Origin of the sequence: Vreelandella titanicae BH1, assembly GCF_000336575.1 — a bacterium.
In the GTDB taxonomy this organism is placed as follows: Bacteria; Pseudomonadota; Gammaproteobacteria; order Pseudomonadales; family Halomonadaceae; genus Vreelandella; species Vreelandella titanicae.
Genome location: NZ_AOPO01000019.1, coordinates 20837 through 36897 on the forward strand (window position 1 = coordinate 20837; position 16061 = coordinate 36897).

11 protein-coding genes are annotated in these 16061 nt (G+C 54.1%); 8 read left to right on the forward strand and 3 right to left on the reverse strand.

Features of this window, described 5'->3' with window-relative positions:
* Positions 1-24: 24 nt before the first annotated feature.
* Positions 25-657 carry a class I SAM-dependent methyltransferase gene (locus tag HALTITAN_RS21680; protein WP_009288375.1) on the reverse strand — a complete coding sequence of 211 codons (633 nt, stop codon included), beginning with the start codon at positions 655-657 and terminating at the stop codon, positions 25-27.
* A gap of 272 nt (positions 658-929) precedes the next feature.
* Positions 930-1289 carry a helix-turn-helix domain-containing protein gene (locus HALTITAN_RS21685; protein WP_081742548.1) on the reverse strand — a complete coding sequence of 120 codons (360 nt, stop codon included), beginning with the start codon at positions 1287-1289 and terminating at the stop codon, positions 930-932.
* A 501-nt stretch (positions 1290-1790) separates the two neighbouring features.
* Between HALTITAN_RS21685 and HALTITAN_RS21690 the strand changes: the two genes are divergently transcribed.
* The 3 genes from HALTITAN_RS21690 to mdoH all read left to right on the forward strand — a co-directional run bounded on the left by HALTITAN_RS21690 (position 1791) and on the right by mdoH (position 8590).
* A complete protein-coding gene (locus HALTITAN_RS21690; RefSeq protein ID WP_009288376.1) occupies positions 1791-4136 on the forward strand; it encodes a putative bifunctional diguanylate cyclase/phosphodiesterase in 2346 nt (781 codons plus the stop codon).
* 355 nt (positions 4137-4491) lie between these two features.
* The gene (locus HALTITAN_RS21695; RefSeq protein WP_051052184.1) at positions 4492-6078 is read left to right on the forward strand and encodes a glucan biosynthesis protein G; all 1587 of its coding nucleotides are present in this window, start codon (positions 4492-4494) and stop codon (positions 6076-6078) included.
* Complete coding sequence (gene mdoH, locus HALTITAN_RS21700; RefSeq protein ID WP_022520112.1) at positions 6071-8590, forward strand: glucans biosynthesis glucosyltransferase MdoH; 2520 nt, start codon at positions 6071-6073, stop codon at positions 8588-8590. The genes HALTITAN_RS21695 and mdoH overlap by 8 nt, the downstream gene beginning before the upstream one ends.
* Positions 8591-8674: 84 nt before the next feature.
* Here the strand turns inward: mdoH and HALTITAN_RS21705 are convergent, their stop codons facing one another.
* A complete protein-coding gene (locus HALTITAN_RS21705) occupies positions 8675-9622 on the reverse strand; it encodes a helix-turn-helix domain-containing protein (protein WP_009288377.1) in 948 nt (315 codons plus the stop codon).
* Between the two features lie 214 nt (positions 9623-9836).
* Here HALTITAN_RS21705 and HALTITAN_RS21710 point away from each other — a divergent pair, with 214 nt between their 5' ends.
* The 5 genes from HALTITAN_RS21710 (at position 9837) to aceK (ending at position 16053) form a co-directional block, all read left to right on the forward strand.
* Positions 9837-11252 (forward strand): ethanolamine ammonia-lyase subunit EutB, encoded by a 1416-nt coding sequence (locus tag HALTITAN_RS21710; RefSeq protein ID WP_027957818.1) that lies wholly within the window; start codon positions 9837-9839, stop codon positions 11250-11252.
* Complete coding sequence (gene eutC, locus HALTITAN_RS21715; RefSeq protein ID WP_039860529.1) at positions 11242-12078, forward strand: ethanolamine ammonia-lyase subunit EutC; 837 nt, start codon at positions 11242-11244, stop codon at positions 12076-12078. Before HALTITAN_RS21710 ends, eutC begins: the two co-directional genes overlap by 11 nt.
* 115 nt (positions 12079-12193) lie before the next feature.
* A complete protein-coding gene (gene eat, locus HALTITAN_RS21720) occupies positions 12194-13633 on the forward strand; it encodes an ethanolamine permease (RefSeq protein ID WP_009288378.1) in 1440 nt (479 codons plus the stop codon).
* 83 nt (positions 13634-13716) lie between these two features.
* Entirely contained in the window at positions 13717-14211 is a 495-nt protein-coding gene (locus HALTITAN_RS21725; protein WP_022520108.1) for a CIA30 family protein, read from the forward strand.
* A gap of 81 nt (positions 14212-14292) precedes the next feature.
* On the forward strand, positions 14293-16053 hold the full coding sequence (aceK, locus tag HALTITAN_RS21730; protein ID WP_009288379.1) for a bifunctional isocitrate dehydrogenase kinase/phosphatase: 1761 nt from the start codon (positions 14293-14295) through the stop codon (positions 16051-16053).
* Positions 16054-16061 lie beyond the last annotated feature (8 nt).

Below are 16061 nucleotides of genomic sequence, written 5' to 3' on the forward strand. Positions count from 1 at the left end.
GCATAGCGGTAAAAAGTCACACGCTTAGCGGCTAGACGGAGCGGGCTTGACGGCCAGGAGTGCACGGAATAGACCATTCATTAGCACCGGTTCGTCGTGGTGAATCTGAAACCCAGCTTCGCTGAGCAGTGGCTGTGCTTGGCGTGTAATGTCGGTGGCAAGTGCCGATGTGACTCCATTCAGAAGACGTCGGCCCGCGCCCACAGATTGACCGTCTGGCTGGAACTTATCCATTACGCACAGCTGCCCACCGGGTTTTAACACGCGGTACGCTTCGGCAAGCCCTCGCTGTGGATCAGGCATTACCGCAATAATCAGATGCATGATGACGGCCTCAAAGTGCTCATCGGGGTAGTTGAGCGCCTCGGCATCCATCACACTACACTCCACATCGTGGCGAAGCTCCTCGGCTCTTTTTGCCGTGCGCTTCACCATGGCCGGAGCGATATCGGTGGCGTGCAATTCGATGTCATGAGGCAGAAAAGGCAGGTCTAACCCTGTGCCAGCCCCTACCAGCAGCACCCGCATACCAGGCTCCCAATCTACTTGTCCAAGCGCAATACGCCGTGGCCTACGAAACGCACGGGCGGCGACCGCATCGTAGAAAGGTGCGTAAACGGTGTAGCGAAGGCGATTCCACGCGGTGGTGTTGAACATAACGCCCCTTTGCAGCTCAACGCTGCGATTGCTGAATGCCGGGTGTCGACTATTTACATCAGACTACCTATAGCATGAAAGCAATCATTCAACCAATAAAGCGTGCTCATGTTGGATGATTTATTTTATATGGCTAATATTATCACCTTATCAAATTTATTGTGTGGGATTTATGAAATGGCAAACGTTATAGTGATCCTTTGGTTGATTTTTTGTAGTAATTTTTGATTGGTCTTAAAGTTGTAGAGATAAGTTTTTGTCATTGTGTTTGATTACCCTTTTTGTAGGCGTGTAGTTAAGCTTTCAACAATATCGATAACTAGCTGTCGATCATTTTGATTTAAAGGCTCTAAAAGCTGTTTCATTCTGCTTGACTGATCATCGATATGAAAACTGGCTTGCCCAAATAACTCAGCTGCCTCGCAGTTGAAAATTTCAGCAAGCTCTATTAAGCGCACAATGTTGGGGATCACCCGCCCGCGCTCGATGCGCGAAACGGCTTCGTTACCAACACCTAGGCGCTCAGCAACTTCCTCTTGGGTCAATTGACTGCGAACCCGCTGTTTGGCAATTGCCCGGCCGATACTGCCTGCAAGCCGTTTCTGTTCTGTTTTATTCACAATGTCCTCCATTAGACCTAGATGGTTGAGGAACGACCTATTGACATGAAGGACTGTTTAGGTTGAATATCATCTTCTAAGGTTGATTTGGATGCCTGTAGTTACTTTTTGTTTCGTTTGGTTACGCCGTGAAATGTGTAATTAAGGGGTAATGATTTAATTGGGTAGCCAAAAAAAATAAAAAGCATAGGTGTGATAGGTGAAAATGCCCGAAGCTATAAAGCATATAACTGAGGGCAGCTTTAGTAGTGTAAGTTATCAATATGTTTTCAGTGTTAATGTTCAAGTTGCTTTGGTTGGTTGTTTGAAGGTTGTTTAAAAGCTTATGAAAGAAGATTGTGAGGTGTTGAATGTTGGGTGGTTTTTCTTTTGTAAGCTTTAGGCGTTTATAAACTTTAGTCGTTGATCGGTTACCGAATGGCGTTTATGCGGCAGATCGGTGCGTTTTTTTAAATACTGTTCAGCAAGAGCGGGAGAGAAGCTTGATGTGTAAATCCGAAGGCGCTTAATAACATGCTCCCTACTTCTGCACCAGAGATTTTTCGACAGTTGGCGGATAAGTTGACCTGCGTCAGTGAAGAGGGCTTTTTTCAACACCTTGTGCGATCCCTGACGGGTATCCTTGGCGTTGATCATGCCGTTGTTGAATATGTCGATAGCCGCCAGGACACTGTGAGCACATTGGCAGCGTGGTCTCAGGGTGAGTTCATTGAGACAGCTCCGTATTCACTACAAAGCACGCCATGCCAACAGGTCGCGGAACACTCACGGTTGTTTGTGCCTGCTTCTGCTCGTCAGCAGTTCCCGGATGATCAGCGGCTGGACTCCCTGAGCGTTGAGGGGTATTTGGGTATCTCCATCGCAGCGCCTGGTGGCGGCTTTTTGGGTGCTATTGCGCTAATGCACTCATCCGTCCTGGAGCTTCCTTCTTATGCCGATGAAGTGTTACGTATCTCTGCGGCGTTGGCTGGCGCAGAGTTGGCGCGTCAGTTAGCAGAAAGCCAAACGCGCGAACGTCTGTTATATAAACAGCAGGCGTTGCAGCGCATTGGTCGACACAACACCGCCCTGATCAACACCATTAATGAGCAGCAACGCTTTCAACACGCCGTTGTTAGCTTGGCAACTGCGGTCTCAGCTGAGAATGGCGAAGCGTTTCTGCGCCGGCTAACCGCCCATATGGCCGAAGCGTTATCCGCTGAAGTGGGGTTTATAGCGCTACTGGACGAGCAGGATTCCGATATCGCGCATACCTTAACGCTGTATGTAAATGGTCAGTGCCAGGATAATTTTGCTTATTATCTTCCCGGCGTTCCTTGCCATAAGGTAATGGTGGAGCAAGAGTGTATCGTTCACGAGGGCGCCGCCATTAGGCTGCCTGCTGAAACCAACGGGGCGCTTTCGTGGGTAAACGGCTATGTTGGGCGGCGGCTGGATGATAGCCATGGTCAGCCGATGGGGCTTATTGGCGTCATGTTTAAGAAGCCGCTGGACGATGTGGATGTTGTGCGCAATGTCTTGCAGATATTTGCTGCGCGGGCCGCTTCAGAGCTTGAACGCCAACAAGACGAAGTACGCATTCGCCAATTGGCTTTTTCTGATTCGGGGACTCAATTGCCCAACCGTGCTGCCTTTATGCGCCACTTAGAGCGAGTGGTCGCCGATACGCAGACCACTGAATTGGCGCTATTGCTACTGGATCTTAATCATTTCAAAGAGATCAATGATACCGCTGGGCATGACCTGGGCGATTTAGTCCTAAAGGCCGTGGCCGAGCGCTTTGCAGCTTCGTTGACGGAGGGACAGTATTTAGCACGCTTAGCTGGTGATGAGTTTGTGGTGGTTTGCCCTGGTGTTGAGGCAAGCAGCGCGTTAGCCACAGCTCAGCAATTGTGCGACAGCATCGCGCAACCGTTTATTGTTGAGCAACACTCCTTTGAGCTTTCTGTGGGAATCGGTCTGGCGCTATATCCTCAGCATGCGGCAATGCCATTAGAGCTGTTGAAACACGCCGACATTGCCATGCATCAAGCCAAGCGGCAAAAGCTTCCCGTATGTGTATTTGAACCCTGGATGGGGCGCGTTGTGGCTGAACAGTTGCATATCGCCAAACGCCTGGCGTCCGCCATTGCCGAAAAACAACTGAGCCTGCACTTTCAGCCCCAGGTAGATTTGCACACCGGCCAGTTAATTGGCGCTGAGGCGCTGTGTCGGTGGCACGATGAGGAACTGGGTGACGTTTCACCGGGTAAATTTATTCCTATTGCCGAGGAGCGCGGCATGATTGTCGCGCTCGGCAGTTGGGTGATAGAGGAAGCCTGCAGGCAACTTGCCGCATGGCGAGAGCAGGGGCGCTCTATGCCTGGCCAGTTAGCGATTAATATTGCCGCCCAGCAGTTTGAAGAGGATGATTTGGTGACTGGCCTGCTCGGTTGCTGTGTCGACTTTGGCGTTGAGGCGTCACAACTTAGCCTGGAAATTACCGAAAGCGGTATCATGGAGAATCCTGAAAAAGCGATTGCTATGACCGAAGTGTTAAAGAGCAAAGGGTTAGGGCTTTCCATTGATGACTTTGGCACCGGGTATTCGTCGCTTGCCTACCTAAAGCGCTTCGCCGCCGATAAAATTAAAATCGATATCTCCTTCGTCCGCGATATGCTCACCAGCGACAACGACCGTGTCATTGTGGCAACGATCATTGCCATGGCAAACACGCTGGGCCTTGAAACCATTGCGGAAGGGATTGAGAACCAAAACCAGATTAACGCATTGCTTGCAATGGGCTGTGCCCAGGGCCAAGGCTACTACTTTGATCGGCCATTGGCAGCTAAAGAGTTTGCCCAGCGCTGGCTGCGCTAGGTGAGTAGGTCGTTTTTGCATTGAGCGTTTTTGAAGGGCGCCCACCAAACTGCTATCTATAATAGACAATAAGCTTAAGGTAGCGCCTGTTCTCCCGGTTCAACGAATCGAGCCCATTCTAATTTTAGCCTCAACCCTTTCAAAAAGCCCGGTTAGTCGGGGTGCCAAGTAGTCTAGACTCATGCTATACCTAAAACGTAACCTCATCTTCACATACGCTCGAGGTGCGCGCTTTAGGATGGTGAGAAAATCAAAAGGACGCATTTAGCTGATCGAATGGACTCTTTCGTATGTCGATTCGGCAAGTAAGCGAATTTGAATTTAGTCAAAGGATTGTACAGGAGCATGACGCTAAATGAGTGGATCGACCCGGTTAAGTAAATTTTCAAGCTGCAAAGGTTTTTTTTCAGTCGCCGTTCTGGGTGGCCTGCTGGTTGGAAGCATCCCTCTTGAGGCTTTTGCATTTGGCTTCGATGATGTCGCTAGAAAAGCAGAGGAACTAGCCCAGCAGGGCTACCGAGCCCCGGAAACATCTTTGCCTGATGAGCTGCGCGAACTCAGCTATATGGAGTATTCGCAAATACAGTTCAAGCGAGATCGCGATGTGTGGAGCGGTAAAGGCGCACCGTTCACCCTGAGCTTTATCCATGAGGGTATGCATTATGACAGTGCCATCCAATTAAACAGCGTTGATCAGGAGGGGGGGGTACATGGCTTTGCCTATAATCCGGATGATTTTACCTACGGTGATTTAGGCATCTCCGACGAAGTGAAGAATAGCGATGGCATTGGTATTGCCGGGGTCAGGATCAACCATGCACTCAATGAAGGTGATCGCAAAGATGAGGTGATGGTCTTTCTGGGGGCTAGCTATTTTCGCGCTATTGGCGAAGGGCAGGTTTATGGGCTTTCTGGGCGAGGACTTGCCGTTGATACAGGGCTACCTTCGGGCGAGGAGTTCCCTCGCTTCAAGGAAATATGGATCGTCGAACCTGGCCCGGAAAGCCAGTACTTGACTATTTTCGCACTGCTTGACTCACCTAGCGTGACCGGTGCATACCGCTTCGTGCTGCGTCCCGGAGAAGACACTATAGTCGACGTACAGTCGCGGCTATATTTGCGTCGGGCTGTCGAGAAACTAGGAATAGCTCCACTCACCAGCATGTATCTTTACGGCCCAGAGCAGCCCTCTTCGACACAACACTATATCCCAGCAATCCATGATTCTAATGGCCTTTTGATCAATGATGCGCAGAATGGCTGGCTGTGGCGCCCGCTAGCCAATCCGGCCAGATTGATGATGAATAGGCATGCAACACCTCAGTTACGCGGTTATGGCTTGATGCAGCGTGGCCACAATTTTAGCGATTATCAGGATATTGCCGCACGTTATGATCTGCGCCCAAGCGCCTGGGTCGAGCCACAAAACGAATGGGGGGCGGGTAGCGTTGAGCTGATTCAGATTCCGACTGACAACGAGACCAACGATAATATCGTCTCGATGTGGCTGTCTGATGAACCCCATGAGCCGGGAACACCGCTGGCATTCGATTACCGTATTACGTTCACAACCAATGAAAGCCGCCACCTTGATCCTCAGCTTGCCTGGGTTGAAGAAACACGTCGCTCACGGGGAGAGGTGATGCGCGATAACCTAGTGCGCGAGCCCGACGGGACACTCGCTTTTGTCCTCGATTTTATCGGGCCCTCGCTTTCCGGTATCGGCAGCGATGCAAATATGACCGTTGAGGCAAGCGTGGGCGATAATGGAGAATTGGCGACTAGCCGCGTTGTTCATAACCCAGCGACCAACGGTTGGCGTGTATTTGTCAATGTGAAGCGGAATAATGGCAGCCAGCCCTTGGATATCAGGGCCAAGCTAATGCTCGATGGCAAGCAAATGTCCGAAACCTGGTACTATAGGCTGCCTGCTAATGGCTGAAATGATGTCTTCATCGCAGGCAACGCCAACGGATATTTATTTAGAGCGCTTGGCGTTGGAGACCCAGAATCGTAAGGAGCGCTACAAGTTACTGGTCGGTGATCTTGATAAGCACGACATGGCGTCGCTACACGCTGCGTTGAGCGAGGATAGTGATGGGGATGGTAATTGGCAGAGAGGTGACAATAGTGATCCTGCAGCGCTGTCAGTAGGTCGGCGCCTGGCGCTTGCCTATGCAGAGCCGCCGCTAGCGCCGCCAGACGTGCTGTCTACGGACACCTCCGGTATTACCCGCCTGCAAACTGCGCCACCGATGAAGCGAACGCCGTTGGCGCCCCAGCAGTGGTCGACCAATCCTTTCGTGAATATTGGTCGCCGCTTCAAGCGCTGGGCAAATGGTGATTTTCGTCGGCGCAGAAGAGAGTCACCCTCCGCGTCCTGGAAGTGGGTCGCCACTAGGCGACGCTGGGTTTTGCTAGTGCTGATTTTCGGTCAAAGTATCATCGCTGCCAATCAGATGCGTACTGTCCTCCCTGGCCAGGGCCTGCAGTGGCTTGAGATAGCTATCCTGTCGTTATTTGTGTTGCTATTCGCCTGGGTATCCGCCGGGTTTTGGACTGCCTTGATGGGATTTTTCCAGCTATTACGAAGCCATGACCGCTACGCCATTGACAGCGAGGTGGGCGACGAGCCGATTGATGATGAGGCACGCACAGCACTATTGGTGCCAATCTGTAACGAGGATGTTGCCAGGGTCTTTGCCGGGGTGCGCGCCACCCTGGAATCCCTGCGCAGTACGGGTAATGACCGGCATTTCGACATCTTTATTCTGAGCGATACGTCCGATCCCGATATTGCCATTCAAGAAACCTATGCCTGGCTGGTGTTGTGTCGTGATCTGGATGCTTTCGGTCAGGTTTTCTATCGCCGCCGACAGCGTCGAGTCAAACGCAAGAGCGGTAATCTCGACGATTTTTGCCGCCGCTGGGGGGCGCTCTATCGTTATATGGTGGTGTTGGACGCCGATAGTGTCATGAGCGGCAAATGCCTGACGCGACTGGTGCAAATGATGGAGGTGCACTCCAGGGTCGGCATTATCCAAACAGCGCCACGCGCTTCGGGGCGCCTCAATCTGTACGCTCGGATGCAACAGTTTGCGACACGAGTGTATGGACCGCTGTTTACTGCCGGGCTCCATTTTTGGCAATTGGGTGAGTCGCATTACTGGGGCCATAACGCGATCATTCGCCTCGCCCCGTTTATGCAGCACTGCATCCTGGCGCCACTGCCCGGTAAAGGCTCGATGTCTGGGGAGATACTATCCCATGATTTTGTTGAGGCGGCGCTGATGCGGCGAGCCGGTTGGGGGGTATGGATTGCCTACAAATTGGAAGGCAGCTTTGAAGAAATGCCACCTAACCTGCTCGATGAACTCAATCGCGACAGACGCTGGTGCCACGGAAATTTGATGAACTTCCGGCTGTTTTTCTCGCAAGGCATCCACCCCGTCCACCGTGCCGTTTTCCTGACCGGTTTAATGTCTTATCTTTCCGCGCCGCTATGGTGTCTTTTTTTAGTGCTTTCGACCGCGCTTTTAGCAGTGCATACCTTTAGCACGCCCGACTACTTTCCTGAGCCGGGAATGTTGTTTCCTGTTTGGCCACAATGGAATCCAACCTTAGCGGTGGGGTTGTTTGGTGTGACGGCGTTACTGCTGTTCTTGCCTAAGCTGCTCAGCGTATTGCTGGTGTGGATACAGGGGAGTCGTCAATTTGGCGGGCCTCTCAAGGTATTGGAAAGTATGATTCTCGAGTCGCTATTCTCGATGCTATTAGCGCCGGTAAGGATGCTGTTTCACACCCGCTTTGTACTGACGTCATTGATGGGGTGGGCGGTTCAATGGCGCTCACCATCACGTGAAAATAGCGACACGACGTGGGGGGATGCGTTCCGCGCACATTGGAGTCAAACCCTAATAGGGGCTGTGTGGGCAGCGGGTGTTTACGTTATGGAGCCTACATTTCTGTGGTGGCTCTCGCCCATCGTCGTCGCTTTGATGCTGTCTATCCCGGTATCGGCACTGTCGAGCCGTGTCTCGTTAGGGTGGTTCTGCTTTCAAAAGCGGCTTTTCCGGATCCCCGAAGAAACACAGCCGCCCCGTGTGCTGCGGCGCATGGTGAGGTTGCTTTCCCACATGAATACCGGAATGGCGGCGCCGTCTTTTGCCCAAATGGTGGTAGATCCTGTGCCGAATGCGTTGGCTACTGCTTTAGGCACATCACGGCATACCGATGCCGAGCCAATACGCCAACGTCGGGCCGAGCGGGTTGCACGCGGAGTCAGGATGGGGCCTGCGGCAATGAGTAAGCTGGAGCGTTTGGATTTTCTAGATGACCCGGTGATGATGTCGCAACTGCACTACCACATTTGGGAAGACAGCAAGGCACATCACAGTTGGTTTGACTGTGGTCTGCCAGGCCGTGAATCCAAGCACCTCCCAACCTTTAACTAGGCAGACGCTCTTTTTTAGCTACTCTCGCATTTAATCAGGCCGGCTGAGAGGCTGGCTTGTATTTGCCGCTATTCACTGACTCGCTCATAACGTTTTCGCACTGAGCGTTTGCGATGGGCTCTCTCCGAACTGCTGCTTGTAGTCGTGGGCGAACTGTCCCAAGTGCCAAAAACCCCAGTAGGTGGCTATTTCCGTGACCGATTGTTGCGGAGATGCCGCCCGCAGCGCCCGGCGCACGCGGTTCAGCCGGGTCAGGCGTAAGAACTGTAGCGGGCTGATGCCCAGGATGGTGGTGAAGCTGTACTGCAGTGTGCGGCGGCTAACGTGGGTAAGCTGACAAAGCTCCTCCATCGTCACGGGGCCTTCCAGATGCTCATCCACGTAGCGCTTGACGCGATCAACCACTTCCTTGCGATGGGCATAGCTGGGTGGCAGCTCAGCACTGGGCTGCTTGACCTGCAATAACTCCAGTAGCGCCATCAGCAGAATGTCTTGATGGATATGGCTGGCGATGGACAGCGTCTGACTGGTGAGTAGACGTTCAATGAGGAACGACACGGCGCGCAGGGTGTCACCGGCCGCTTGGCGACGGGGCATGGCGTGCCAGTGTGTATCCAGGCTGACCCCCTGCCGCTTGGCTGCCGCCGTCAAGGCGGGCAACTGGATCACCAGCCCATAGATGTCGAATCCTTCCGGCGTCACCAGTTCAAAATCACGTCCACCCGGGCGGCACATCACCTCGCCCGCACTGAGCGCTTGTCCATTGATGCGCGAGCCTTGATGGGTAGTGGGAATACCGATCCACAGCGACTCAGGCCATACCCGGCAGTCCTGACGTAGCGCTTGCCCGGTATGCTCCTTGAAGACCTGCATGGTTTCCAGTGCCACCTCATCCAGCCGCCCGTAGAAACTCCCTGGGCTGAGCTGATCGTACTCCTGTTGCCATCGCGTCAGGTTCTGCGCGTGCTCATCGGCATCAAAGGCCTCTTGAATGCACCTTGTTGGTGCAAATGAGCTGTCGAGCGTGGTCATGAAGCGCTCCTCGCAGTGATAAGTTGGCTAATCATAATTTATGTAACGCCTTAACTTTTTGTATTTACTTGAGTAAAGCGAAAGTTAGTGAGTTTGCCAAAACTTGATACTCCCTCTCTATTGATAACGCTATGGTGGAAACAAGCAAGTTTTGTACTTCAGCGCGATGTCAACGCGATCAACAACAGCCATCGTAATAAAAAAGGATAGCCCCATGGCGCAGACCTATCACACGACGGTGGGGAGTCGCAGCTATCGCTTTGCATGCCTGGCAGAGCTGATGGCTAAAGCCACGCCGCCCCGTTCAGGCGACCGTTTGGCCGGAGTAATGGCGGAGAGTGCCGAAGAGAGGGTGGTCGCCCAGATGGTACTCGCCGAGCTCCCGCTTACCACTTTTTTGAATGAAGCCCTGATTCCATACGAAGAGGATGAAATCACTCGGCTGATTATCGATGACCATGACTCCGACGCTTTCGCCCCCATCCGTCACCTCACCGTCGGCGATTTTCGTAACTGGTTGCTCTCCGACCACGCTACCAGTGAGGTGTTAGCAGAAGTAAAAACGGGGATTACCCCCGAAATGGCCGCTGCCGTCAGCAAGCTGATGCGCAATCAGGATTTGATTCTGGTGGCCAAGAAGTGCCGGGTCACCACCGCTTTTCGCAACACAATTGGCCTGCCGGGGCGGCTTTCCACTCGGCTTCAGCCCAATCACCCCACCGATGATGTGACCGGCATTGCGGCCAGCATTCTGGACGGCCTGCTCTACGGCAGTGGCGACGCGGTGATTGGCATCAACCCAGCGACGGATAACGTTGCCCAGAGCGTCAAGCTGATGCGCTTGATGGATGAAGTGATCCAGAAGTATCAAATCCCCACCCAGTCCTGCGTGCTTACCCACGTAACGAATACGCTGGAAGCCATAGAGCAGGGTGCCCCGGTCGATCTGGTCTTCCAGTCGATCGGCGGCACTGAGGCCACCAACCGCAGCTTTGGCTTCGACTTGAGCACCCTGGCCGAAGCCGAAGCGGCGGCGCAGTCGCTCAATCGCGGTACGGTGGGGCGCAACGTGATGTATTTCGAAACCGGCCAGGGCAGCTCGCTTTCTGCCGACGCTCACCACGGGCTCGACCAGCAAACCTGTGAAGCCCGCGCCTACGCCGTTGCACGCAAGTTCAAGCCCTTGCTGGTGAATACCGTGGTGGGTTTTATTGGCCCAGAGTACCTGTTCGATGGCAAGGAGATCACCCGTGCAGGCCTTGAAGACCACTTCTGCGGCAAGCTATTGGGCGTGCCCATGGGCTGCGATGTCTGCTACACCAATCACGCCGAAGCCGACCAGAATGATATGGATAACCTGCTCACGCTGCTCGGCGTGGCGGGCTGCAACTTCATTATGGGTATCCCAGGCTCTGACGACATCATGCTCAACTACCAGACGACTTCGTTTCACGACGCGCTCTATGCACGGCGGGTACTGGGGCTGAAGGCCGCGCCGGAGTTTGAGCGCTGGCTCGAAGAGATGCAGATTTTCCAGGATGTTAGCACCCACCGGCTCAATGACCAGCTGCCCGCCGCCTTTGCCAACAGCCTGCGCCACCTGCCCAAGGAGCCTCGCCATGGCACATGATCCATCATCACCCATCGTGGTGGAGAACCCCTGGGAGCGGCTGAATGCCTTTACCGACGCGCGAATTGGCCTGGGCCGCGCTGGGGTCAGCCTGCCGACCAGCAAATTGCTGGCGTTTCAGTTGGCTCACGCCCAAGCACAGGATGCGGTTCACTGTCCGCTGGATGTAGCAGCGCTGGCCTCCGAGCTGACCCAAGCCCTCGATTTGTCTGAGGCACCGCTGCGCCTGCACAGCCATGCCCAGGATCGTGCCATGTACCTGCAGCGGCCCGACTATGGCCGTCGCCTTAACGACGAGACCCGTGAGCACCTGCAGAAAGCTGCCGCGTCCCAGCAGCGCTATGACCTTGCGATCGTCGTGGTCGATGGGCTTTCTGCGTTGGCTGTACAGCAAAACAGTGCTCCGTTTCTTGGCGCGCTTTATCAGATGCTGAGCAGCGATGCTGCTGATTGGCAGCTAGCACCACTGACGCTTGTCGAGCAGGGGCGGGTGGCGATTGGCGACGAAATTGGCGCACTGCTCAATGCCGACGCCGTGCTTGTCATGATCGGCGAACGACCGGGGCTGAGTTCGCCGGATAGCTTGGGGTTGTATATGACTTGGGCGCCCGAGCCGGGGCTCAAGGACGATCGACGCAACTGCATTTCCAATGTGCGTCCGGCAGGTTTGCAGGTGGAAGAGGCCGCCAGACGCTTCTTTCTGCTGTTAAAAGAGGCCCGTCAGCGCAAATTGTCGGGCGTTAAGTTGAAAGACCGCAGTGAAGACGATGTGCTGGAAGGTGACTCAGCATCAGGCTCGACGCGTAACTTCCTGGTGGCGGATTAACGTCACCCAAAAAGCGACAACCTATAACAACGATCACACAACAAAACGGAACAACGTTGGTAAACCACAGCACGCCGCTGACGACGATTTCGTTCCACACTGAAAGGGCAAAACGATGACACAACCAACGATAGATCAAGCGTACCTGGCAAAACGCCAACTGCGCAAAGGCACCGCTGGCTGGATGCTGCTGGCGGGCCTCGGGGTTTCCTACGTAATTTCCGGTGATTTCGCCGGGTGGAACTTTGGTATTGCTGAAGCTGGCTGGGGTGGCTTTGCGATAGCCGCGTGTCTAATGGCGTTAATGTATCTGGCGCTGGTGCTGTCACTTGCCGAAATGTCGGCGGCGATACCCGCGGCTGGGGGCGGATACAGCTTTGCCCGCCAGGCAATGGGGCCTGCTGGCGGCTATCTGACCGGGTTGGCCGTATTGATCGAGTATGCCCTGGCGCCAGCGGCCATTGTGATCTTCATTGGCGCCGCCGTAGAGTCGTTGCTGGGTATCAACGGCCCGCTGGTCTACCTCATTTTCTACGCGCTGTTCATCGGTATTCACCTGGCGGGTGTGGGGGAAGCGCTAAAAGTCATGATGGTCATCAGTGGCTTGGCAGTGTTTGCCATCCTGGCCACCGCTGTCGCACTGATCGGTGATTTTGATGCCGCCAACCTGTTTGATATTGCTCCCACCGATGCGGCAGGTGCGAGCACCTTTATGCCGTTTGGTTGGTACGGCGTCTGGGCGGCACTACCCTTTGGTATGTGGCTGTTCCTGGCGGTAGAAGGCGTACCGCTTGCGGCCGAAGAGGCTAAAGATCCTGCCCGGGACATGCCCAGAGGCATCATCGGCGCGATGTTGTTCCTGCTCTTCACAGCGCTGTTGGTCGTGGTGCTGCTGGCCGGTGCCGCGGGCGCCGAGATGATCGGTCAAAGCGGCGTGCCGCTGGTGGATGCGCTGAATGCAGCGGGCAATCCGACCTTGGCAACCGTGGTGAACGTGCTGGGCCTGGCGGGGCTGATTGCTTCCTTCTTTTCGATCATCTACGGCTATAGCCGGTTGGTCTTTGCGCTTTCACGGGCGGGGTACCTCCCCAAGGCGCTGTCGCTGACCAGTGGCCGTAAAGTGCCTTATCTTGCCCTGATCGTGCCCGGCGTGTTTGGCTTTCTGGTGTCGTTGAGCGGTGAAGGCGACCTGATGCTGGGCATGGCCGTGGTCGGTGCGACGATCTCTTATGCGCTCATGGCACTCAGCCATATTCTACTGCGGGTAAAACAACCCGACCTGCCGCGTCCGTATAAAACGCCTGGCGGTGTCGTTACCTCGGGGATTGCACTGGTGCTTTCCCTGGTTGCGCTCACCGGGGTATACGCCTTCGACCCACGCGCCTTTAACTACACTATCGTGCTGTTCATTGTTGGCGCAGCCTACTTCTTCCTCTACAGCAAGAATCACCTCGTAGCGAAAACCGCCGAGGAGGAGTTTGCGTTGGTGGTCGCGTCCCCTGAAGATCTGGATGATATTGACTCAGATCCTGTGGTCACGACAGCGAAGCTGTAATTCACAAGACTAATCGCCTAGGCTGAACAAGCCTCTTTGCCCAGCGGCAAAGAGGCTTTTTTGGCTAATGATAAGGAGTCGTCATGGCGTTGACATTTGATAGTCCCAGTGAGCAGCAGCGCTGGTACTCCGTTGATGATGGCGTGATGGGTGGCGTTTCAAAGAGTGGTTTTTGCGTTACCGATGGCGTAGGTCGCTTTCAGGGCGAGGTGTCGCTTGAAAACGGTGGTGGCTTTGCCTCCGTTCGCCGCGAGCCCAATGGGTTCGAGCCAACGCTAGCGGATGCCCAGGGCATAGAGCTGACCGTGCGGGGCGACGGACGTACCTATCAACTGCGCTTGAAAAGCACCTCCCTTGGCAATGCCTCAGCGTACCGAGTGAAATTTACGCCTTCTCAAGATGCCTGGGAGACGCTGTACTTCTCATGGGATGCTTTTGAAGCGGTGAGGCGGGGAACGCTATTGAGTGACGCCCCGGCAGTAACGCCAAGCGAGATTCACCAACTTGGCTTTTTAATCGCTGACCGCACTGCGGGGCCTTTTTGCTTACGGCTCAAACGTATTGCGGCAGTGCGCTAAACTGGGGCTACCCAACCAAGGTCGTCTCGCATGTAGTTTGCCGTTAGGCAACGCTAGCGCAAATCAACAGGAGCCCAGCCCGTGAAGCACTCGCCTGCGTACCGCTTAGCGACGACGATTTTGCATGGCTTTGATGAGTACCGTGCACGTTTTAAGGAAATTACCGCCGATGCCAGCCGTCGTTTCCGTGACGCGGCGTGGCGCGAAACGCAGCAGGCATCCGCCGAGCGCATCAATCTCTATAAGGAAAAGATTGATGACACTCTGGGGCGCTTAAAGCGTACCTTTGATCCCGAGGTGGTGTCTCACTGCGAGTGCTGGCGCGAGGCGCGCAACCACTACGCTGAGTTGATCAGCCACCGACTCGATTATGAGCTCGCTGAAACCTTCTTTAACTCGCTGTTCTGCGCTATTTTCCATCATCGCCATATCCGCAACGACTGGATGTTTGTGTATAGCTCCCGGGAAGATGCCGCCCACCGCTCGGGAATTGACCTATGCCGTCGCAAACAGGTTAATGGCGACTGGCAGGCTGCCCTCAAATGGGCACTTATCGATGCCCCCTTCGAAAATCGCTTTGCGGAAATAGATCAGGATACTCATCTCGGCGCCACCTTCTTACAGCAGCACTTACCCACGGCGATTTTGAACGCCGGTGATGCTGAAATCGAGTTGCTGAATAGCGTCTTTTATCGCAATAAAGGCGCCTATTTGGTGGGGCGAATCCTGGGCGGCGGCGAGCAGGTGCCGCTGGTGCTGCCGGTACTCCATGGCGAAGGGTTTGGTGAGCAGCAGGGGGGCGACCCTTGCCTACACCTGGATACGGTACTGATCGAAACCGACGAGGTGTCGATTATTTTCTCCTTCACCCGCGCCTACTTCCAAGTTGAGGTAGCGGTACCCAGGGAGTTTGTCGATTACCTGCAGCAGCTGATGCCGCACAAACCGGAAGGCGAACTCTACGCTGCCATCGGCTTCTTCAAACATGGTAAAACCGAGTTTTTCCGGGCACTGAATCGTCAGGTGGCGAAGCGCGAGGATCAGTTTATTATCGCCCCAGGCGTGCGCGGCATGGTGATGGCGGTTTTTGTACTGCCTAGCTTTCGCACCGTCTTTAAAATCATTAAAGATAAATTCGACCCGGCCAAAGACGTGACCCACGCCGTAGTGCGAGAAAAGTATCGGCTAGTGAAACGTCATGACCGGGTAGGGCGCATGGCCGATACTCAAGAATTCTCCAATTTTATTGTCCGCCAGGATCATTTTGCGCCGGAGTGCCTGGAGCACTTACTGGAAGTGGCTCCCTCAACCGTTGTGTTGAAAGACGATAAGGTGATTATCAAGCACTGCTATACCGAGCGGATGATGACGCCGCTGAACATCTACCTGGAACAGTGCAGCGACCAAGAGAAGGAGACGGTGCTTAAGGATTACGGCAATGCCATTAAGCAAATGGCCGCGGCGAACATCTTTCCTGGCGATATGCTGCTGAAAAATTTTGGCGTGACACGCCATGGAAGGGTGATCTTCTACGACTACGATGAAGTTTGCTACCTCACCGAGTGCCGTTTTCGGCATATACCCAAATCCCAGGGCAATGACTTCCAGGGGGGTGATACGTTATCTATCGGCCCTAACGATATTTTTCCTGAGGAGTTTGGGCCTTTTATGTTCGCTAATAAGATCCTACGCGACATGTTCATGGCGCAGCACCCCGAGCTATTTGACCCGGATTACTGGCTGGAACTGCAGCAGGCGATCATCGATGGCCGTGTCATCGACGTTTATCCTTACCGCAATAAGCAGCGTTTTGCGGGCAGTATTGGCCAGCTAGTATATTAGTGTCTTAC